This window comes from Anatilimnocola aggregata (genome assembly GCF_007747655.1).
Taxonomy (GTDB): domain Bacteria; phylum Planctomycetota; class Planctomycetia; order Pirellulales; family Pirellulaceae; genus Anatilimnocola; species Anatilimnocola aggregata.
Window position 1 is genome coordinate 7,536,974 of sequence record NZ_CP036274.1, and the last position, 20,391, is coordinate 7,557,364.

General features: G+C 58.6%; 18 protein-coding genes. 12 read left to right on the top strand and 6 right to left on the bottom strand.

Translation table 11 applies throughout. The features are described 5' to 3' along the window. Window positions 1–18 precede the first annotated feature (18 nt). From ETAA8_RS28650 to flgL, 10 genes are all read left to right on the top strand, one after another. On the top strand, window positions 19–1,065 hold the full coding sequence (locus tag ETAA8_RS28650) for a glycosyltransferase family 9 protein (RefSeq protein WP_145096959.1): 1,047 nt from the start codon (window positions 19–21) through the stop codon (window positions 1,063–1,065). 376 nt (window positions 1,066–1,441) lie between these two features. Beyond that, window positions 1,442–2,272, top strand: coding sequence for a flagellar hook-basal body protein (locus ETAA8_RS28655; RefSeq protein WP_145096962.1), 831 nt, complete (start codon window positions 1,442–1,444; stop codon window positions 2,270–2,272). 60 nt (window positions 2,273–2,332) lie between these two features. Next, window positions 2,333–3,139, top strand: coding sequence for a flagellar basal-body rod protein FlgG (gene flgG / locus ETAA8_RS28660; protein WP_145096965.1), 807 nt, complete (start codon window positions 2,333–2,335; stop codon window positions 3,137–3,139). Window positions 3,140–3,142: 3 nt separating this feature from the next. Next, a complete protein-coding gene (gene flgA / locus ETAA8_RS28665) occupies window positions 3,143–4,231 on the top strand; it encodes a flagellar basal body P-ring formation chaperone FlgA (protein WP_145096970.1) in 1,089 nt (362 codons plus the stop codon). Window positions 4,232–4,261: 30 nt separating this feature from the next. Beyond that, window positions 4,262–4,981, top strand: coding sequence for a flagellar basal body L-ring protein FlgH (locus tag ETAA8_RS28670; protein WP_145096973.1), 720 nt, complete (start codon window positions 4,262–4,264; stop codon window positions 4,979–4,981). 39 nt (window positions 4,982–5,020) lie between these two features. Next, complete coding sequence (locus tag ETAA8_RS28675) at window positions 5,021–6,082, top strand: flagellar basal body P-ring protein FlgI (protein WP_145096977.1); 1,062 nt, start codon at window positions 5,021–5,023, stop codon at window positions 6,080–6,082. Between the two features lie 93 nt (window positions 6,083–6,175). Beyond that, window positions 6,176–6,487 (top strand): rod-binding protein, encoded by a 312-nt coding sequence (locus ETAA8_RS28680; RefSeq protein ID WP_145096980.1) that lies wholly within the window; start codon window positions 6,176–6,178, stop codon window positions 6,485–6,487. Between the two features lie 58 nt (window positions 6,488–6,545). Continuing rightward, window positions 6,546–7,133 carry a flagellar export chaperone FlgN gene (gene flgN / locus ETAA8_RS28685; RefSeq protein WP_145096983.1) on the top strand — a complete coding sequence of 196 codons (588 nt, stop codon included), beginning with the start codon at window positions 6,546–6,548 and terminating at the stop codon, window positions 7,131–7,133. A gap of 18 nt (window positions 7,134–7,151) precedes the next feature. Then, on the top strand, window positions 7,152–8,849 hold the full coding sequence (gene flgK / locus ETAA8_RS28690; RefSeq protein ID WP_145096986.1) for a flagellar hook-associated protein FlgK: 1,698 nt from the start codon (window positions 7,152–7,154) through the stop codon (window positions 8,847–8,849). Window positions 8,850–8,899: 50 nt separating this feature from the next. Next, window positions 8,900–11,590 (top strand): flagellar hook-associated protein FlgL, encoded by a 2,691-nt coding sequence (gene flgL / locus ETAA8_RS28695; protein WP_145096989.1) that lies wholly within the window; start codon window positions 8,900–8,902, stop codon window positions 11,588–11,590. Between the two features lie 78 nt (window positions 11,591–11,668). Here flgL and ETAA8_RS28700 read toward each other — a convergent pair whose 3' ends face one another. Genes ETAA8_RS28700 through ETAA8_RS28715 form a run of 4 tightly spaced genes read right to left on the bottom strand, consistent with a single transcriptional unit; the run spans window position 11,669 to window position 15,175 of the window. After that, on the bottom strand, window positions 11,669–12,103 hold the full coding sequence (locus ETAA8_RS28700) for an ExbD/TolR family protein (protein ID WP_145096991.1): 435 nt from the start codon (window positions 12,101–12,103) through the stop codon (window positions 11,669–11,671). Then, complete coding sequence (locus ETAA8_RS28705; RefSeq protein WP_145096994.1) at window positions 12,104–13,027, bottom strand: MotA/TolQ/ExbB proton channel family protein; 924 nt, start codon at window positions 13,025–13,027, stop codon at window positions 12,104–12,106. It abuts the gene before it with no gap. Between the two features lie 47 nt (window positions 13,028–13,074). Then, window positions 13,075–14,097 (bottom strand): hypothetical protein, encoded by a 1,023-nt coding sequence (locus ETAA8_RS28710; RefSeq protein WP_145096997.1) that lies wholly within the window; start codon window positions 14,095–14,097, stop codon window positions 13,075–13,077. A gap of 58 nt (window positions 14,098–14,155) precedes the next feature. After that, entirely contained in the window at window positions 14,156–15,175 is a 1,020-nt protein-coding gene (locus ETAA8_RS28715; RefSeq protein WP_145097000.1) for a vWA domain-containing protein, read from the bottom strand. Window positions 15,176–15,620: 445 nt separating this feature from the next. Between ETAA8_RS28715 and dnaG the strand changes: the two genes are divergently transcribed. Both dnaG and rpoD read left to right on the top strand, forming a co-directional pair. Then, window positions 15,621–17,498 carry a DNA primase gene (gene dnaG / locus ETAA8_RS28720; RefSeq protein WP_202921332.1) on the top strand — a complete coding sequence of 626 codons (1,878 nt, stop codon included), beginning with the start codon at window positions 15,621–15,623 and terminating at the stop codon, window positions 17,496–17,498. A gap of 211 nt (window positions 17,499–17,709) precedes the next feature. Continuing rightward, window positions 17,710–19,371: an RNA polymerase sigma factor RpoD gene (rpoD, locus tag ETAA8_RS28725; protein ID WP_238397597.1), complete on the top strand. Its 1,662-nt coding sequence runs from the start codon at window positions 17,710–17,712 to the stop codon at window positions 19,369–19,371. Between the two features lie 74 nt (window positions 19,372–19,445). Here the strand turns inward: rpoD and ETAA8_RS28730 are convergent, their stop codons facing one another. Together ETAA8_RS28730 and ETAA8_RS28735 are read right to left on the bottom strand one after the other, a co-directional pair. Continuing rightward, window positions 19,446–19,865: a hypothetical protein gene (locus tag ETAA8_RS28730; RefSeq protein WP_145097006.1), complete on the bottom strand. Its 420-nt coding sequence runs from the start codon at window positions 19,863–19,865 to the stop codon at window positions 19,446–19,448. Then, on the bottom strand, window positions 19,862–20,266 hold the full coding sequence (locus ETAA8_RS28735; protein ID WP_145097009.1) for a hypothetical protein: 405 nt from the start codon (window positions 20,264–20,266) through the stop codon (window positions 19,862–19,864). The genes ETAA8_RS28730 and ETAA8_RS28735 overlap by 4 nt, the downstream gene beginning before the upstream one ends. Between the last annotated feature and the right edge of the window lie 125 nt (window positions 20,267–20,391).

Consider the following 20,391-nt stretch of genomic DNA (forward strand, 5'->3'; position numbering starts at 1 on the left):
CAAGTCAAAGCAATCCCCATGACAAGTCAGCTGCAGACGCGATTCTTAATCACTCGCCTCAGTGCCATTGGCGATTGCGTCTTGACGATGCCGATGGCCTGTGCGCTGCGAGATGCGTTTCCCCAGGCTTGGATTGGTTGGCTAGCCGAGGCGCCTGGCGCGTCTCTGTTGCAAGGACACGCCGCGCTCGACGAAGTGATTGTGGCTCCCCGGCGCGTGTTGCAAGACCCGGTTGAACTGTGGAAGCTGCGTGGCAAGCTCCGCACGTATAAGATCGATATCACGCTCGATCCTCAAGGCCTGACCAAAAGTTCGGTGCTGGGCTGGCTCACCGGAGCGAAGCAGCGAATTGGCTTTCATTCGCCTGTCGGTCGCGAGATCTCGCGCTGGTTCAACAATTGCAAAATCACCAGTCGCCAGTCGCACGTGGTCGATCGCTATCGCGAACTGCTGAGCGTGCTCGACATTCAACCGGGGAAGGTGCGGTTCGATGTGCCGCGGCAACCAGGCGCGACCCAAGTCATGGCGCAGTGGCTCAAAGAGCAGAACCTGACGACCCAAGCATTCGCCATTATCAACGCTGGTGCCGGTTGGGATTCGAAGGTCTGGTTGCCCGAGCGATATGCCGCGGTCAGCCGGCACCTGCTGGCCAAACACGGCCTGCCGACGGTGGTTGTGTGGGCCGGTGACCGCGAAGAAGGCTGGGCCAAGGAAGTCGTCGCCGGTTCGCAGCAGGCGGCCCGGATGGCGCCGAATACTACGTTGCCGGAGTTGGCGGCGCTATCGCGCCACGCGCGGCTGTTTGTGGGTTCCGATACGGGCCCGCTCCATCTGGCCGCAGCCGTGGGTGTGCCCTGCGCGGGGGTTTATGGCCCGACGAATCCGGCCGAATGCGGCCCGTATGGTTCGGTCCATCGCTCGGTCCAGACCTTTCTGCAGAAGGGCTCGGTCAAAGAACGACGCAAGGCCGAGAACGTGGCCATGCAGGCCGTCACCGTAGAACAGGTCAGCGCAGCTTGCGACCAGGTGATGGAAAACTCGCGCGCCAGCCGAGCTGCGGCGTAGTCTTTGATCGCGTAGTCTTTGATCGCGCGGATTTTAATCGCATGGTCTTTAATGTTGCCTGATGCGGCTGCGAAGCGAGTGCTTCTGACGGCACGAACGTGTTGTCGCAGCCAGCCATTCGCTACGAGGTTCTTGAGACAATAGTGGCGTGAACGCCCGCTCAGAACTTGAGTTATTTTTTGCGCTTGTTACAGAGGCAGTTTTCGCCTCTGCCCTTCGGCAACTTCTGCGCGTCACAGCTTACTGCGGTCATTTCTGCTGGTCGCATTCTCGCTCGTCGCCTGGGCAACTAAGTAGCGACTGAATGGGCACTTAGTCACGCTAGCACTCGCTGTTTTTACCCTCTCAACGCAGCTGGGCACGACGATTGCTTTAGATGCATCATCGCGACGGAGCACCACTTGGCCGCCGCGAACTCATCCACACTCTGCTCGCTTGTGCTGACATGTACTACGGACTTTATACCGCTGCCGCCGGTGCGAACGCCTTGAGCCAAAAGGTCGAGGTGCTGAGCAACAACCTGGCGAACGTCGACACGATTGGCTTCAAGCGGGAACTGGCGCTGTTGCATGCTCGCGAAAGTGCAGCCATCGAACTCGGCCAGGACTATCGGGGTTCAAGGTCGCGCAACGATCTGGGTGGCGGCGTCGATTTGGCTGCCACAGCCACCGAGTTTGGCCTGGGCAACTTCAAATCGACCGGCATGCAAACAGACATGGCCCTCGAACAGCCCAACATGTTCTTCATGGTTCAACGGGGCGATGAACAACTCCTGACTCGTGCCGGCAACTTTCAATTCAATAACGAAGGCCAGTTGCAGACCGGCGATGGCGACGCCGTGCTGAGCGCCGATGGCACTCCGATTCAACTCGACCCGACGTTGCCGTGGCACATGCTGCCTGGCGGTCGCATCAATCAAGCGGGGGACATCACGGACATTGGCCTGCGTCGTCCCACCAATCTGGCTGACCTGCAAAAGGTCGGACAGAACTATTTCAAGAGCACCACCGATCAATGGTCCACCATCGAGCCGGAAGATCGTCGCGTGCGGAGCGGCTTTACCGAAGTCTCGGGTGTGAACTCGCTGCAAGAGATGACCGAGCTGATTGCCACCTCGCGAGCTTATGAAACCAACATTCGGATGATGCAAACTCACGACCAGACCACCGGCTCGCTGATCTCGCGATTGCTGCGGCCCGCTACCTAATTCGACAACGCCTAACGATTCACGAACTGTCTCAGCAGACATTGTCAGGGAAGACAAACGATGAGCGTACAAACCCTCTACACCGCCGCGACTGGCATGGAGTCGCTGCAAACCAAGCTCGACGTCATCGCCAATAATCTGGCGAACGTAAACACCACCGGCTACAAGAAGGGCCGGGCCAACTTCGAAGATCTGTTCTACCGCACCTACGAGTTTCCGGGTGCCCAGGATCAGCAGCAGAACTATACCGCGGTCGGCACGCAGGTTGGTCTCGGTTCGCGCGTGCAAAGCGTGCAGACCAAGTTCTCGCAGGGTGCCTTTCAAGATACCGGCAGCCCGCTCGATGTGGCCATCGAAGGAAACGGCTTCTTCCAAGTGCAGGATCCTTTCAACGGCCAGTCGGTTTATACCCGGGCCGGTAACTTCTCGATCAACGCCAACAATCAACTCGTCGTGGGTAGTGCCCAGACGGGCCGCCTGGTGGTGCCAAACATCACCCTGCCCACCGATACCACGGCCATCTCAATCACGGCTGACGGCCGCGTGCTGGTGCAGCAAGCGAACCAGACTCAGTTGCAGCAACAGGGTCAGATTGAACTGGCTCTGTTCCCGAACCCGGAAGGTTTGCTCAAGCTCGGCGAAAACTTGTACCAGGTGACCGATGCTTCGGGCGCTGCCGTCACAAGCAACCCCGGGCAACAAGGTGTGGGTGTGCTCCGCCAGACGTTTCTGGAGGCTTCGAACGTCGAGCCCGTGCAAGAACTGATCGACCTGATCACCACGCAGCGGTCATTCGAACTGAACAGTCAGGCCATTCAAGCCGGCGATCAAATCCTGCAGCTCATCTCGAACCTGCGGCGGAGCTAACCGATGACTGTTCAACTGCAGAAGAGCATGTTTTTCGCCGCAATCCTGGTCGCCAGCCAATGGTCGGCCCGGGCTGCGGAAATTCATTTTCAAGCCGATGCCACCGTCGCTCGCGGGATCGTTCGCCTGGGCGATGTTGCCGAAATCATCACCGGCGACGATGGCGAAGCTCGACTGCTCGAAGGGATCGCGCTCGTACCGGCTCCCGATGTGGACCAAACCCGCTTGCTCAAGCGACAAGAGGTTCAACAACTGCTGCAGCTGAGCGGTGTGCAACTCCGCGAACATCGCTTCAGCGGGGCTGAGGTCACTCAACTGCGGGCTGGAATGCCGATTGCAACTCACAACGTCCGCAAAGTCGCGTCGGCGGTGGAATTGATTCCCACCGTAATCCCTGCCGAACAACAGCCCGCGACCGAAGCCAACGCTGCTGCCCGGATCGGCCAGGCCCTTGTCAGTCACTTGAATGCTGTCTCGGACTTTCCTGCCGAGTGGCAAGCCGAAGTCGCCTTCTCACCGCGCGTTGCTCAGGCCGTGGAAGGCCAGCAGATCGTTCGCGTCGAAGGTGGCATCTCTCCTTGGCTGGGTCGGCAGACTTTCATGCTGCTCATCGGCAACGAAGCAGCTCCCACTCGCCTGCCGATCGAAGCCGAAGTCTCGGGCACGGCCCGCGCGGTCACCACCATTCGCACCATCGAACGGGGCACCATGCTCACCGCTGACGACCTGCAACTGCAAACGGTCTCACTCAAGAGTGGCGTACGTCTGGTCTTCGATCCGCAGCAACTCATCGGTCAAGAAGCGACTCGCACGCTCAACGCGGGGCAACTCGTCGGCATCGATATGGTTCGCGCTTTGCGGCTCGTCAAGCGAGGCGAAGACATTCAGGTCTTCTCGATTGGTGCAGGCTTGCAAATTGTCGAACCAGCCAAGGCCCTGGCCGATGGCGGACAAGGGGACTCGATCACGGTCGAGTTTGCCGATCGTCGCAAGATGACGGCCCGCGTCACGGGCACTCGCCGGGCCGAAGTCTATGCGATGCAGACCATCCGCTCGCAAGTAGATACCACCACGCAATTGATTCGCCGTTAATTCGCACGCACGCACAGGCACGCTGGCATCATGCAACACCTCAACCGCACATCCTGGCGAACGATTCCTTCAGTGGCTCTGCTGATGGGGAGTTCCACGCTGTACGTCATCGCTCAGCAGCCTCGCCAAGAGGAAGGCCCAAGTTCGAGCTTGTACGCATCGCGGGTCGCCTATCAGGCTCAGATGCAACCGGGGCCACCGATGGGCAACGGCTGGTACGAAGCTCCGCTGCCGCCGCCGAAGGAAGTGAAGAAGGGGGATCTGATCAAGATTCGCGTCGACATCAATTCGCAGATGGCTTCGGAAGGTGAAGTTCAACGCCGCAAGAATACACAGTACGACGCAATCCTGAACGACTGGGTGCTACTCAACGGTCTGCGCTCGGTGAAACCAGCACCGCAGAGCGATGGCGACCAACGCATTCGCGGTACCAACAATCAACTCTATCGGGCCACCGGAGAACTCGACACGGCCGAAGTGATGAAGTTCAACATCACTGCAACCGTCGTCGACATTCTGCCCAACGGCAACCTGGTGGTCGAAGCCCACTGGAAGATCAACAACAACAACGAACAGTGGATTCGTTCGCTGTCGGGCATTGTTGCACGCGAAAACATCGGCCCGGGCAATCTAGTGTTGGGCGAAGATGTCGCCGAACTCCACATCGGCAAAAAGGAACTTGGCACCGTCCGCGATTCCTACACGCGGGGCTGGGTCACTCGCCTGCTCGACGTCTTCAGCCCGTTCTAATTCATCCGACTTTTGCACTTGCTGCCCGAAAATAATCCAATGAAAAACTTCATCCTCTTCCTTGCGACAATCTTCACGCTGGCCAGCACGGCCCGCGCCGAGATCAAGCTGAGCGATGTCTGCCGCATCAAGGGCCAAGAAGAAAACACGCTGCACGGCATGGGTCTGGTCGTCGGCTTGAAGGGGACTGGCGACGGAGACTCGCGAACCACGATGCGGGCGCTGGCTCGCTACATGGAATTGATGGGGCATCGCCTCGGCAACGATCCACGCGGTCAAACCATGCTGGAAGAGTTGAAGGGTGTGAAGAACGTCGCGATGGTGTTTCTCACCGTCACGGTTCCCGCGGGTGGAGCCCAACAGGGCGACTTGATCGATTGCAAAGTGAGTGCCCTCAGTGCCAAGAGCATCGAAGGTGGTTACTTGATGCTGACCGAACTCCACGGCCCCGTGCCGGGCGATAAAACGGTCTATGGCATTGCCAAGGGTCAAATCTCGATCGACGACATCATCAAGCCCCAAACGGGCACCATCGCCCGTGGCTGCCAGATGGAACAGAAGTTTCAGAACGAGTTCGTGAAGGACGGCAAGTTGCTGCTGGTGATGAGCAAGGACCAGGCCACCTTTCAAATGACTTCGCTCGTCGAACAAAGCGTGAACCGCGAACCTGACTTTCGCATCGGCAGCACCGGCGAAGGAATCGCCCGTGCTCTCGATCAAGTGCGCGTGCAAGTGATCATCCCCGCCACCTATGCCGACAACCCGGCTTTGTTCGCTTCGGTGCTGATGGAAACTCGCGTCGGTCGGCCGCAGACCGATACCACCGTCATTATCAACGAACGAAAGCAGGCCGTCATTGTCGGGGCTGATGTGGAAATTGGCCCCGTCGCAGTGATGCACAAGAATCGCCTGATTCAGGTTGGCGGCGAACAGTTGAATCAGTTTGTCGAAGTGAATCCCGCTGCCGAAACCCAAAAGCCCAAGTTGGCCGCTCTGGTCGACGCCCTCAATACGTTGAAGGTTCCCGCTGAAGACGTGATCGACATCATCAAGATGCTCAAGCACAAGCGGGCCCTCTACGGCGAATTAATCATCGAATAGTTCCCAAGTAGCCCGACGCGTCAGCGAGGGGAACTCCTTCGCAGGTCACCTTCGCCAACCACACTAAACCTCACACTTCTGCATACAACTCCCATGCAAATCAACGCCGCAACCCTGACGATGGCTGGCCCGCGAGGTGAAGCACCCACCGGCTTGATGGCCAAGACGACTTCGCACGACGAAGCTCGCGAAGCGTTCACCGATTTTGTCGGCCAGACGATGTTCGGCCAGGCTTTGTCTTCGATGCGAAAAACCGTCGAGAAGTCGGAGTACTTTCACGGCGGTCGTGCTGAGGAAGTGTTTCAAGGCCAGCTCGATCAAATCCTGGCCGAAGAATTGACGGAAGCATCGGCCGATTCCTTCGCCGGCCCGATGTTCGACATGTTCATGCTGCACCGCTCTTAGTTTTGCTCGCGACCCGCAGTTCACCCTTGCTCCTCACCTGAAAATAGTGCGATCTTCCATGACGACAGCCTTAGCCACATCGCCAGTTGCCGTGAACGCTGTAGTGCCACCGGTGCAGATCGCTCCGCAGGTTGCTCCCCAGACCGCCACGAAGGTCGATTGGGAAGCCGAGATTTCGCAACTACTGGCCGAACTGAGCGGCGTGCAAGCAGAACTACTGGCCGTGCTGGGCGAGAAACGGCAACGGTTGGCCGCGGTCGAAATCGGCAGCATGTCCGAACTGCAGGTTCGCGAACAAGCACTCTGCGATCGCTTGCAAGCGTGCCACACGCGGCGCGAGGAATTGCTGGCCGCGGCCAAGCAGCAAGGTCTGCCAGCCGACAGCATGACCTCGCTAGCGAAAGCTGCTGTCGGGACCACGAGCACATCGCAGCGTGACAAACTGCGCAAGGACCTGGCAAACTCGGCAAGCCGTATGCGACTGTTACAGGCCCAGAGCCTGACAAACTGGGTCGTGGCTCAACGTTCGCTGCTGCATGTGTCGCAATTGCTGGAGATTATCGCCACCGGTGGCCGCTTACAGCCGACCTATGGAGTAGGGGAAGGTGTGCACAATCGTGGTGGCATGGTCGACCACGAAGCCTAAGCCAATAGCGACCAATCCATGTCACTCTTCAGCACCATCCAGATCGCGAAGAACTCGCTGGTCGCAGCCCAAATGGGACTGCAGGTCACGAGCAACAACGTAGCCAACGCGAACACTCCCGGCTACATTCGCCAGAATCTGGTCCTGACACCCGCCCCCACGCAGCGTTACGGCGGCCTGCTGCTTGGCCTGGGCGTCAGCGTGCAAGCGGTCGTGCAACAGACCGATCGCTTTCTCGAAGAGCGGGTGCGCAACGCCGCCAGCGATCTGGCCAACAGCCAGGCCCAGGAAGATACCTACGTTCAACTCGAGTCGCTGATCGGCGAACTGAGCGACACTGACCTCAGCACCGGCCTGAGCGAGTTCTTCAACAGCATTCACGACATTCTCAACCAGCCCGATAGTGCCAGCGTCCGCAACCTGGCCGTGCTGCAAGGGAAAACGCTGACCGACGATATCCGCCGGCTTGATACGCGGGTGCGCGAAGTGCGCGATAACGTGAACGATCAGATCGGCGCTGCGGCCGACGAGATTAATCGCCTGTTGAAGGAAGTCTCGACGCTGAACGTGCAGATCTCGATTGCCGAAGGAGGCGGGGCAGTTGCTAGCGATGCCGTCGGCCTGCGCGATAAGCGGAGCCAGGTGCTCACGCAACTCTCGTCGATCATCGATATTCAAGCGGTCGAACAGACCAGCGGCGATGTGACGGTCTTCTCGGGCGGTGATTACCTCGTATTTCAGGGCACTTTTCGCCCGGTGACGACGGTCACCAAGTCTGACCGCGATTTGAACTCCTACGAAATTCGCCTCGCCGAAACCGATTCGCCCATCAACACCTCCAGCGGTTCGCTCGCCGGACTGATCTCCTCGCGCGATAACATCCTGGGGGGCTTTCTCGATCAACTCGATACGTTCACACAGAACTTGATGTTCGAGTTCAACAAGCTGCACAGCAGCGGGCAGGGACTCACCGGGCTGAGTGAAGCGACGAGCGAATTCGCCGTGAATAACACGGCTGCGGCCCTCGATCAGGCTGGCTTGACCTTCAATCCCGTGAATGGATCGTTCGAAGTCCTGGTGCGCAATCAACAAACGGGCCTGACCACCACCACGCAGGTGCGCGTCGATCTCAACGGCCTCGATGGCGATACCACGCTCGACGAACTGGCTGCTGCGATCAACAACATCGACGGCATTTCGGCCATTGTCACGCCCAATCGCAAGTTGGAGATCAAAGGGGACTCGCAACTAGTCACCTTCAGTTTTGCCAACGACACCAGCGGAGCACTCGCAGCCCTGGGTGTGAATACGTTCTTCACCGGTTCCGGCGCGTCGAGCATTGGCATCAACAAGACAGTGCAAACCGATCCCTCGAAGTTCGCAGCCAGCGGCGGTGGCATTGGCGAAGACACCGCCATTGCCGTGAAACTGGCGAACTTGCTGAACGCACCGCTGGCTTCGCTCGGCGGTTCGAATTTGGCCGTGCAGTACGATCGCTTTGTGGGTGAAGTGACGCAAGGCGCTTCGGTCACCAAGAGCGTGGCGGAAGGCTTTCGTGTTTTTCACGGCACGCTCGAAGGTCAGCTGTTGGCCGTGCAAGGCGTGAACATCGACGAAGAGGCCATCAAGATGATCGCCTATCAGCGGGCCTTTCAAGCGTCGGCCCGCGTTGTTTCGACCATCAGCGAACTGCTGGAGACGCTCGTCAACCTGTAATCGATTGAACTCATTGCCCGCCTCACCGCCCGCAAACTATCCCACCGCCCATGGCAGCCATCTATCCCATTCCGACCACGCGCGTCAGCGAAGCGCTGACCCATTCGCGCATGCTGTCGCAGTTGCAGTCGGATGAAGTTTCGATTCTGCGATTGCAACAACAGATCGCCACTGGCCGGCGCATCTTTCAGCCCAGCGACGATGCTCCCGCGGCCCAGCGCGCCATCAGCTTGCAGCGCTTGCTCGAACAAAAGGCGCAGGCCCGCGAAAACCTGAGTACGAGTCAGTCGTATCTGTCGGCCACCGATACTGCCGTGCAGGGAATCACGAATACGCTTAACGCGGTTCGCTCCGAAGTCCTCGGCGTCACCGACTCCGTCAGCAGCGAAGCAGCACGCGAAGCGGCAATCCAGCAAGTGCAACTCGCGATCGAGCAGCTGGCCGACGTGGGGAACCAGGTCTTCCGCGGTCGCTATCTGTTTGCTGGCTCGCGGACCACGACGCAGCCCTTTCAACTGACGGGGAACCAGGTTTCGTACCTCGGCAACGAATCGCAGCTGCAAAGTTATTCCGATGTCGACCTGCTGTTTTCTACCAACCTGCCCGGCAGCGATATCTTTGGCGGGTTTTCGAACGAGGTGCACGGCACGATCGACCTGAATCCCGTCGCCACGCGCGAAACACTCCTCACCGACCTGCATGGTGGTCGGGGCATCACCAAGGGAAGCATTGCCATCTCGGACGGCACTTCCACGAAGATCATCGACTTCGCCGGTGCCGAAACACTGGGCGATGTTGCCGATCTGATCAATGCCAATGCTCCCACCGGTCGTACGGTCAGCGCGCGAATCACCAACAATGGGCTGGTACTGGATATCGACGATGCGGGGGGCGGCAACTTCACCATTCGCGAGGTGGGTGGTGGGACCACCGCAGCCGAACTCGGCATTTATCAGCCCACAGGTGTGCTGACCGGCGCAATTACGGGTGCTGACCTCAATCCACGTTTGCGACCAACCACCAGCTTGAACGCTGTCTTCGGCAGCCGTGCGCGCACAGTGCTGGAGTCGCCGGGCCTGAACAACAACATCGTTATCGAATCACTCACGCGTGGTACGGCCAATAATGGCGTCACTGTTCAATTGGTCGACGATGCCCTGCTCGATGCTGGGCCCGGTCTGATCGCCGGCTTTGAAACAGCCACCTATTCTGCTGCACCAGTGGCTGCTCGCGCGGGGCTCACGTTCAACGGTTTTGGCAACAACCTGCAATTGACGGGCAACGTAACTGGCACCTCCCTCAACAACGTGCAGATTCAAGTGGTTGATGCGGGAGCCATCGGTGCGAATGCAACGGCTACATTTAACTCGACCACCAAAACGCTGACGATCGGCATTGATAGCGCCGGCGGCACTGAAATTCAAAATGTCATCGCCGCCATCAATGGCGAAGGAACGTTCACCGCGGCCTACGATGCTGCCAATCCGGCCGACGGCGGCTATAACCCAACCGCCACGATTCCTGCCGGCGATGCTGGACTGGTCACTGGCAATACAGGGAACAGTGGCGGCGATGCGAACACAATCTTTGTAAACGTGCAGCGGAACGCGACCACAGCCAACCAGGTGCTCGTGGCCCTACAAGGCAACGCGGCCATTCAGGCCCAGTTTTCGACCACACTCGAACAGCAAGATTCCACGGGTGCAGGGTCGGCGGGAAGTGGCGGCGTCGATCTCAATGCCACGGCCGTTACTAGCGGTGGCAGCGGCTTCGAGCCCGACCTGGCTTCTGGCCTGCGAATCGTGAATGGGAATAACACCTATAACGTTTCGTTTGCCGGCGCCCAATCGGTGCAAGATATTCTCAATACACTTAATGGTTCCGGCGCGGGTGTGCTCGCCGAAATTAATGCGGCTGGCGACGGGCTGGTGATTCGTTCGCACGTCAGTGGGTACGACTTCTCGATTGGCGAGAATGGCGGCAACACCGCGACCCAACTCGGTGTCCGCTCGCTCACTGCGGCGACCGATTTGGCCAACCTGAATTACGGCCGCGGCGTAACGTCGATTGCCGGGACCGATTTCACGATCGTGCGCAACGATGGCGTCCCCCTCGAGATCGATGTCTCCTCCGCCACCAACATGCAGCAAGTGCTCGACCTGATCAACAATCATGCGTCGAACCAGGTTCCCGGCGCGCAGGTAACGGCACGGCTGGCGCAGTTTGGCAACGGCATCGAACTCGTAGATTCGACCGTCGGTGCGGGCTCGCTACACATCGTGCGCGCGACCGGCAGCAATGCAGCTACTGAACTTGGCCTGATTCCGCAGGGGGCCAATCAATCGCTGCCAGCAGTCGTCAGCGGGCCGAATACTGTCCTTACCGGCGTCGATGCAAACCCGCAAGAAGTTTCCGGCGTCTTCAATTCACTGCTGCGAATTAAAGATGCCTTGGTGAACTTCGACCTGGGCAAACTCGAGCGTAGCGTCGAACTGCTCGACGCCGATATGGACAAGATTCTCTTCGCCCGCTCCGAACTCGGAGCCCGCGCTCAAGGACTCGATACGCTAGACGCTCGGCTGGAAGACGAAGACGTCGAACTGCAAGCGGCCCTCTCGAACGAAATTGAAGTCGACTGGACCGCAGCCATCTCGACGCTCGCCGCCCGCCAGGCGTCGTTGCAGGCCTCGCTGCAACTCACGGCGCAAGCGTTTCAGTTGAGCCTGCTCAACTATCTGTAAAGTGGGATAGGCTTCCAGCCTGTCATCCTCAGTAAATGAAAATTCCTGACAGGCAAGATGCCTGTCCCACGTAAACGGTCACTTCGCGCCTTCGCGCTCAAAGACGGCGTAGCTCACGTTGCGAATGCCGTTCTTCGCGCAGGCCAACAGAATGGGGCTGACGAAGCGCGAAGGAACGCTGCGGTCGGCGCGAATGCAAACCTCAACATCCGTCCCCAGCTTTTCGATTCGTTCAGCCAATCGCGACGACAGTTCGCTGGATGGTACCGGCGCGCCGGTCATCAGCAGGGTGCCATCCGCAAGCACGGTGATCGTCAGGCGAGGCTGCTCCGGATCTCCGTCGTCATCCTGGCCACTGTCGGCGACTGGCAACGGCAATGGCAGCGAATTCTCTAACTGCGAGAGATTGCTCGAAAGGAGAAAGAAAATAATCAGCTGAAACACAACGTCGATCATCGGCGTCATGTTGAAGCCCACTTCGCCGCGCGAAGTCGTCGAAGACGGCACGCGCATCTATCGTCCTCCGGCGGCACGGGGCGGAGCTGGTGGGGCAGGAGGTGCCGGCGCAATCGGCGGGGCCTGTGTCCCTCGTTGCCGCTGTTTAAGCGGAGCAAGAATATGCAGCCCGGCATAAGCGGCTTCGGCAATCAGCTCGTCAATCCAGCTGCGGAACATTGCAAAAAATCCGAGAGCTGGAATCGCAATCACCAGACCATAGACGGTGGTCACTAGCGCTTGATAAATACCATCGGCGAGCGCCGCTGCGCCCGCTTTGCCTTCGGTTTCCGCCACTTCCTTAAACGCCAGCAACATCCCGGTCACGGTGCCAAGCAGCCCGACCATCGGTGCCAGGTTACCGATTACGGAGAGGTACTCAATCCAGCGAAACAATTTGGCCGCTTGTTCGGCCGTGGCATCTTCCATCGCCTTTTCAATCTCGGGCCAGTCGCCATCGGCCTCCGTGAGTGCCTGCTGCACAATCGCGGTGAGAAAACAGGGGTTTGCTTTGCACAGTTGCGTCGCTTCGGCCAAGCGACCTTGCTCGACAAGTTTGCGCAGTTCGCGCGAAATCTCCTCGGGCACGAGGTCCTTGCGGCGAATGCGAAGGATGTTGTCGAACACCAGGTAGACCGCAGTGAGCGATAGCCCGATCAGCACGAGCATGTTCGCAATGCCGACGGGGCCACCTGAGAAGAATATCTGCAAAAAGGTTTTCTTCGGCGGCCTGGCTGACGGCTTCTGCATCAGTTCCGCAGGTGCGCCACCAGCTGGCGCAATCGCCGGCGGCGCGGCCGGGTTGGCTGGCGGCAGCGGCTGCAATTGCTGCGCGGGAGCGTCAGTCGGGCTCAGCAGGATTGCGCCCCACAAGACGAGCAGGGGCAATCGCATGTGCCAACCGGCTGAGGACCAGGCATTCGCTCCGCTATTCACTGGCATTCCTTTTCTATTTCTGAGCCGGAAGCGTGAGCGCCCGGAGAGTTTCCTTACGGTTGCTTCGCTGGAGTCGCCAGTTGTTCCCACCGCTGGCGAGCGGTTGCGGCTGCTGGCAACGAAGCATAGTCGGTCAGTACCTCGCGGTAGAGCGAGGCCGCCTGTTCACGACGCCCCATCTTTTCTAATTGCGAGCCCGCCGCCAAGAGCGCTTCAGCTGCCAAAGCTCGCTGACGACCGTGCAAAATGGGAATTCGCAGGTAAGTCAGGGCCGCCTGTTCAGGCTGATCGTGTCTCGCTAACCCATCGGCGGCAATGAAATAGCCGAGCGGTCGAACCTCCGGCGGCAAGCGTTCGAGCCCCGCCAGCCATTGCGCCGGCTCTTCCGCAGGCGCTGCTACCACGCGCGTGCGCCAAAGTTGAATCACGGCCAGCGTGGCGATTTTCTTGTTCGGGCCACCGGCCAAGGCTTGTAACTTGGCGACCGCCTCCGCGCGCTGGGCACCATTCAGCAGCCAACTGGCACCGAGCAACTGCCGAGCGGGATTGGTCGGGTCCTTTAGCCACTGCGCTGCACGCCCCGGCAAGTTTGAATCATCACTCGACCGCCAGGCCAGCGGCGCAACTTCCCAGCCTAAGGTCTCGGGATCGCTGGCCACCAGTGCAAAGAACTCTTCTGCAGCCGGGATGATATTTCCCGCAGCTGCCTGGCACTCGATGCTTCGCTCCAGGATTTGCCGCCGGGCCCAGGTACGAGATTCTTCCTCTCGCGCCCGACCATAGGCGGCCGCAGCTTCGGCAAATTTCTTCTCGGCCAGCAGCGCGTCCCCCTGCTCTTTCGCGGCCGGCCACGTCGTACGCCACTCGGTAATTTGATCGAGCGGAATTGCTTCGACCGCTCCAGTCTGCCCCTGAAAGGTCAACTGATTCCCCAGCAGATCGACGATCTCACCTTGTCGCTGTGCCGACGGTTGCCCCGGCTTGCTACTCTTCACCAAGATGACGTCAGCCGCGACGAGGTTGTTCGCCACTAGCGCAGGCAGCAGCGTGCAGACGGAGATGAAGGAAAGATTCATTCCAACTATTCTAGTGCAGAACCCGTTCAGCACCGAGATGAGTTCAAAGAGAACAAACTTACTGCAGTGGCAGCGATGTAACATCGACATAGGCGTGCTTGCCGTTGTTCTCGTCAGCCAGTTGGCGCAGGAAGGTATAGCGGCCGCTGGAAGGGCCAGAACCGAATTCAATGGTGTTGATCGAAACGCCGCGGCTGCGGTCGCGAATCTTGCGCAGTTCCACCGCGCTTAGGCGCGGTTCGTCAGCATCGGTGAGAAAGAAAATGACGTCGGGTCGCATCTGAATTGCCATCAGCAGGGCGTCGATGTGCCGGGTGCCACCGTCGGCCACAACGCCACCGACAAACGTCGAGGCGAGCCGCTTCCCTTGATCGTCGGCAAACACCAACTGCGGCTGCTGGCCGGGATTCAAGTTCATCAAGTGCGGCCGGTCGTTGTAAAAGATGACCTGGAACTGGTGCACCCGCTCGAGGCTTTGCAAACTGGCAAGCAGTTCTCGCTTGGCGGCAGAAAGAGGTCTCCCTTCATAGCCCGACATACTCGCCGAACGATCGAACACATAGACAAACCGCGAACCTCGCCCGCTAACACCAAAGACGCTCGTCTCGGCCTGCGAGCTATCGCCAATGCCCCGTTTGCCAGTGCCGCCGCTCCCTTGGGTCATGCCTGTGGCACCAGGCAAGCCATTCCTTTGCAAATCGCCAGGCAACGCACCAAAACCGGTGCTGCCATCACCTGTGGGCAACTGTGGACCGCTGTTGAGAGGCTGTTCGGTTAACTCGGGCAGTGCGGAACCGCCAAACGCCGCTGGACTGGCGGCAGTGCTGGCATTGCTCGTCCCGGCTTCTTCCCCTTCTTCCAAATAATTCATTGCCCCGCCGCTGGCACTCGCCAAAACGATGCCGCCGGTGCGCGTGGGTTCGATATCGATGCCGCGCGGCGTTGGTTGCAGGTAAATCGAGAGGACCGTCAGCGCCGACAGATGCACCACCAGCGACATCAACCACGACGGCAAGCTGGCCCCTGTCGCCAGGCCCGCAGCGCGGGGAATTTCTTCGCGAGTGGAAATAGTCGTCATTCGCGAGGAACGCCAAAGTGATTTGAACGCGGTAAAAAGGGCACCGCGCCGAAATTCTAGGTTGCGGGTTAAGGAGGGTCAACGCGGATCGGCTGCCGCAGGTTCAGCCCCCAATGGAGCAGCAATATTTTGGAATCTGGCAACAAAGAAAGCGGAACAACTGATCTTGCCAAAAACTGGGGTTGTTTTGCGCAAGCCGTTCGCGCTAGAATTTCCGCCGTGCTAAGGATGGCACACCCTATCGGCTGACAAGTGCAGTCGATGGCATGGATGCTGCCGCTGGTGGGTTCGACTCACGGCTGGCTGTTTGCGGTTAATCCCAAAAGGGACGACTGGCGTCAACAGCATGCTGAACCTTCCGGTGACTGCTAAACTAAACCTCCAACGGAGGCCCCTGCGAAGTAAGTTGTTTCGCGCAGGCCTTAGCCCCCGTCAGGAGTCGACCGTGAGTTCCGCTAGTTTCGGCACAGCCAAGGACGAAATCCGCCAGGCGATTAATATCGTCGACCTGGTCGGCTCGTACCTCGACCTGCGCCGACAAGGGAGCGGATACGTGGCCCTCTGCCCGTGGCACGACGACTCGAAACCGTCGCTGCAAGTGAATCCCGCCCGCCAGATCTGGAAATGTTGGGTCTGCGGCATCGGCGGCGACATCTTCAGTTTCATCATGCGGCACGAAGGGGTCGAGTTTCGCGAAGCCTTAAAGCTGCTGGCCGATCGGGCTGGCATTCAACTCACCCAGCAAAAGCAGCGGCCAATCACGCCGGGAAGTCCAGACGATAAGGCAGCCCTGCTCGCTGCAACCGCCTGGGCTGAGAAGCAATTTCACGAATATCTACTGAAGTCAGAAGCGGCTGAAGTCGCCAGACAATACTTGGAAGACCGCGGCATCACCCCCGCCAGCGTCGAGAAATTCAACATCGGCTTTAGTCCCGACAGCTTCACCTGGCTGCTCGACCGAAGTCGCAACACGCCCCATTCCCCCGCAGTTTTGGAAGCGGTCGACCTGGTCGGCAAGAGCGAGCGGGGAACGTTCTATGATCGTTTCCGCGGCCGCGTAATCTTTCCGATTCGTGACGCACAATCGCGACCCATTGCCTTTGGCGGTCGTGTGCTGCCGAGCTCGAAGGACCAGGGTGGCAAGTACGTTAACTCGCGCGAGACAAAACTGTTTAGCAAGCGGGAACAACTCTACGCCCTCGATCTCGCCAGCAAAGCTGCGCGAAAGTCGCGACACTTGACGGTTGTGGAAGGATATACCGACGTAGTGCTGTGCCATCAGTTCGGCGTCGACGATGTCGTCGCCTGCCTCGGTACCGCGCTGGGCGAAGGTCATATTCCCCTGCTCCGCCGCTTTGCCGACACCATTACACTTCTACTCGATGGCGACGAAGCAGGGCAAAAGCGAACCAACGACATTCTGGAACTGTTCGTCACGGCGACCATCGACTTGCGGGTACTTACACTCCCCGATGAACTCGATCCCGCTGATTTTCTGCTCGAGTACGGTGCCACTCAGTTCAATCAACTGCTGAAGGAAAAGTCGGTCGACGCGCTCGAACACAAGATTCGTGTGGCCACCCACGAACTAGATATTGCTCGTGAAACACATCGCGCTTCGACAGCACTCGAAGAAATCCTGGCCACACTCGCCAAGTATGCGATGGCCCGCGGTGCCGACCCCAAGAGCTTGCGAACCCAACAACTAATTGCCCGCCTGGCCCGGCAGTTTTTGGTCGAAGAAACGTTCGTCCGCGAGCGTTACAACCAACTATGCCAGGTAAGTCGCGAAGCAAAGCGCCCGGTGATCGTCACTTCAGCGCCGGCTTCTACTTCGCAGATTCCGCTTCGCCCCGAATTCAAACTGAACGCGATTTCGATGGACGAAATCGAGTTGCTCGAGATTCTGGTCGCTCATTACGAATTGGCCGGCACGGCACTTTCGGAACTAGGTGAACTCGATCTGTCGGCCGACGCCACCAAGGTGATTTTTCGAACGTATCGCCAGCTGGAAGAAGCCGGTGAGTCGCTCGACTTTGGCCGTGTGCTGGCAGAAATTGAAGATGCCCAATTGAAGAGCCTGATGGTGCAACTGGTGGAAGTGGCCGACCGCAAGGCCAGCAAAGCGAACCTCGATCCACCCACACGATTGCGGCATTTGTTACAGAAGATTCACCGCGGCCACGAGCAGCGGATCATTCGCGAGAAGGAAGAGTATCTACAGTTACCGGAGGCCAACGACCAACAAAAGCACGATGTGTTTTTAGAGATATTGGAAGCGAAACGCCGGCAGCAAGGATTGATCGCGCCCACGGATGGGTAGCGACTGCCAGTGCCTGAGATCATCGTTCCCGCATGGGGGGCAAGCGATGTGCTTGGGTGCGAACCATTTCGAGTTTGCAGCGTCTTAGCGGGGTGATGTGTAGTCACCACGCGAAGAACATTCGGGGAGCAGGTCTCGCAACTTGCTGCTCGAATGATCCTCCCAGGGATCAGCTGCGGGCTCATCGTCGACACGTTCAAGGAGGAACGAAATGAATCAGAACCACATGCCGAGTCATTTGGAATTCGACCTGCAAGCTTTGGTAACCAAAGGCAAGACGCAGGGCTATCTGACCTACGAAGATGTCAACGGCTATCTGCCCGATCAGGACATCAACCCCGAGAAACTCGACAACTTGCTGGTCGCCATCGATGAAGCTGGCATCGAGCTGATGGATGAGCCACCACCAGGCCCAGGCGACATTCTCAAGTTTCAACCGCGCGAAATCGAAGGGCCTTCGCTGGCCAACAAGTCGACCGAGCCGCCAACCAAGCTGAATAACGACCCGATTCGGCTCTACCTGTCGCAGATGTCGGAGATTCCGCTCCTCTCGCGCACAGAAGAAATCTCGCTCGCCAAGAAGATCGAAGTCACCCGCAAGCGATTTCGTCGCACGCTCCTGAGCTGTGATTATGCGATGCGTGAGACGGTGAAGATTCTGACGCAGGTCTATAAGGGCGAATTGCCCTTCGATCGCACGATCAAGGTCTCGTTGACCGAACAACTGGCCAAGGAACAGATTCTCGCTCGGATGCCGCACAACCTGCGGACCATCGAGAACTTGCTCGACCGGAATCGCGAAGACTTTACTCGCCTGGTACGCAAGAGCACCAGCCGCGAGGAACGACAACTGGCCCGTCGCAACTTCCTGCGTCGCCGTCGCAAGTGCCTGCAACTGGCCGAAGAGATGAGCCTGCGGACGCGCCGCGTTCATCCGCACATGTCGCAGCTCGAAAACTACTCGCGCCGCATGGATCAAATTCAGGCTCGGCTGAACATCATCCGTGGCGATGTCGCTTGCCGCGATGAGCGGGCCGATCTCCGCCGCGAACTGTTCGACCTGATGCGGATCACGCTCGAGAGCCCGAAGTCGCTGCGTGAACGCTGCAAGGCTTTCCGCCGTCAGCATCAAGAATACGAAGATGCCAAGCGCAATTTGAGCAGCGGCAACTTGCGGCTGGTCGTTTCGATCGCCAAGAAGTACCGCAATCGCGGCCTGAGCTTCCTCGACCTGATTCAGGAAGGAAACACCGGCCTGATGCGTGCCGTCGACAAGTACGAATATCGCCGCGGCTTCAAGTTCAGCACGTACGCCACGTGGTGGATTCGTCAGGCGATCACTCGCGCGATTGCCGACCAGGCCCGCACGATTCGCATTCCGGTTCACATGATCGACATTCTGTCGAAGCTGCGAAATATCCAAAAGAAGCTGCAGCAGGAACTGGGGCGCGAAGCTACGACCGAAGAAATCGCCGGCCAGACGGAAGTGCCGATCGAAGAAGTGCGCCGCATTCTCGATATCGGTCGTCACCCCGTTAGCTTGGATCGCCCCGTCGGCGACAGCGAAGACTCCAGCTTTGGCGAATTCATCCAGGACAACAGCAGCGACAATCCTGTCTTCTGCGCCAGCAACGCGATCCTGCGTGAGAAGATCGAGCAACTGCTCAAAACCCTCACCTGGCGCGAACGCGAGATCGTCCGCCTCCGTTACGGTCTGCAAGACGGCTACACCTACACGCTGGAAGAAGTAGGCCGCATCTTCAAGGTGACCCGCGAACGCGTTCGCCAGATCGAAGCGAAAGCCGTCCGCAAACTACAGCACCCCAACCGCAGCCAACACCTCGAAGGCTTCTTGAAGCAGATGGCTGGGTAAATCGAAACACTCGGCAATCGCAATCGTCACTTCATCAGGGCCTGAGTCACCGCAGGCCCTGTTTTCAATTCTTGCTAAGTCTTGGGACGCATCTGCTGCTGATAAGAGTCAATTGCCACCTTGATCTCCGATCGTGCCGGTTCGGCATTGCATTGCTGTAAGAGAGACTCGACGTACCGAGCGAGTTCCACACAGCGCATGGCGCGAATCTGTTCTTCGATGGCGGTATCGGCAAGGCGATAGTCGGCTCGACGCCGGTCGTCGTACAGATCGGCAAGAATCCTGGCTGCATCCATTGCCAATGGGTGCTTGCTCGCCAGCAATGGCTTGTGAAGGTCGTGATCTTTCCCGGTGTTGAAACCTATCCCGGAAAGAAATTCGGTGACCAGGTGAAACGCTCCGTAGTAGGCTCGGCTGATGGACGTGCGAATGCGCGCTTTCTCAGTCTGGACCGATAAAGTTCCCGCGAGGGCAATAAATTCAACGGGCTTCATACTGGCGACACCGCCAAACGAATGTCCCCCGCTTCGTCGGGAAACGCTTCGACCAGGCGACGACCGAACTTCAACTCTCGTTGTATGGACTCCTGGATGTCTTCCTTACAACTCACAAGGAATACGTACCACTGCGCCGATGGATCATCGGGAGCACAAGCGACTTCGATCTCCAATGGGCCGGGAAACAATTCCTCACACAACTGCCGGGCAAAGTCCATGACGGGCGAGTTCAGAGAAAAAAGGGGCGGGCGTAGTGGAGGTTGCTCGGGCTGCCGCGCTTCCAACTGCTGGATTCTTGCGAAGGCCTCGTCAAGCCGCGTTTGCAGGACGAGCAGCTCTTGTTGAATTTCAGGTTGATTTCCGGAAGATGCGGGAATTGACGTGGGTTGAGCAATCATCTTCGCTGATCCGTCCTAAGTCGTTTCGCGTACTCACTATTTCATCATATCTCACGCAAACGTGTGTGTCGCCGCTCGCATGCGACTTAACATCTTCGTCAACTGTCGCATCCTGCCCCTTGAAC

Coding starts and splice junctions, on each gene's coding strand:
- ETAA8_RS28650 (WP_145096959.1), top strand. CDS start 19: ATGACAAGTCAGCTGCAGACGCGATTCTTAATCACTCGCCTCAGTGCC.
- ETAA8_RS28655 (WP_145096962.1), top strand. CDS start 1,442: ATGCATCATCGCGACGGAGCACCACTTGGCCGCCGCGAACTCATCCAC.
- flgG (WP_145096965.1), top strand. CDS start 2,333: ATGAGCGTACAAACCCTCTACACCGCCGCGACTGGCATGGAGTCGCTG.
- flgA (WP_145096970.1), top strand. CDS start 3,143: ATGACTGTTCAACTGCAGAAGAGCATGTTTTTCGCCGCAATCCTGGTC.
- ETAA8_RS28670 (WP_145096973.1), top strand. CDS start 4,262: ATGCAACACCTCAACCGCACATCCTGGCGAACGATTCCTTCAGTGGCT.
- ETAA8_RS28675 (WP_145096977.1), top strand. CDS start 5,021: ATGAAAAACTTCATCCTCTTCCTTGCGACAATCTTCACGCTGGCCAGC.
- ETAA8_RS28680 (WP_145096980.1), top strand. CDS start 6,176: ATGCAAATCAACGCCGCAACCCTGACGATGGCTGGCCCGCGAGGTGAA.
- flgN (WP_145096983.1), top strand. CDS start 6,546: ATGACGACAGCCTTAGCCACATCGCCAGTTGCCGTGAACGCTGTAGTG.
- flgK (WP_145096986.1), top strand. CDS start 7,152: ATGTCACTCTTCAGCACCATCCAGATCGCGAAGAACTCGCTGGTCGCA.
- flgL (WP_145096989.1), top strand. CDS start 8,900: ATGGCAGCCATCTATCCCATTCCGACCACGCGCGTCAGCGAAGCGCTG.
- ETAA8_RS28700 (WP_145096991.1), bottom strand. CDS start 12,103: ATGCGCGTGCCGTCTTCGACGACTTCGCGCGGCGAAGTGGGCTTCAAC.
- ETAA8_RS28705 (WP_145096994.1), bottom strand. CDS start 13,027: ATGCCAGTGAATAGCGGAGCGAATGCCTGGTCCTCAGCCGGTTGGCAC.
- ETAA8_RS28710 (WP_145096997.1), bottom strand. CDS start 14,097: ATGAATCTTTCCTTCATCTCCGTCTGCACGCTGCTGCCTGCGCTAGTG.
- ETAA8_RS28715 (WP_145097000.1), bottom strand. CDS start 15,175: ATGACGACTATTTCCACTCGCGAAGAAATTCCCCGCGCTGCGGGCCTG.
- rpoD (WP_238397597.1), top strand. CDS start 17,710: ATGAATCAGAACCACATGCCGAGTCATTTGGAATTCGACCTGCAAGCT.
- ETAA8_RS28730 (WP_145097006.1), bottom strand. CDS start 19,865: ATGAAGCCCGTTGAATTTATTGCCCTCGCGGGAACTTTATCGGTCCAG.
- ETAA8_RS28735 (WP_145097009.1), bottom strand. CDS start 20,266: ATGATTGCTCAACCCACGTCAATTCCCGCATCTTCCGGAAATCAACCT.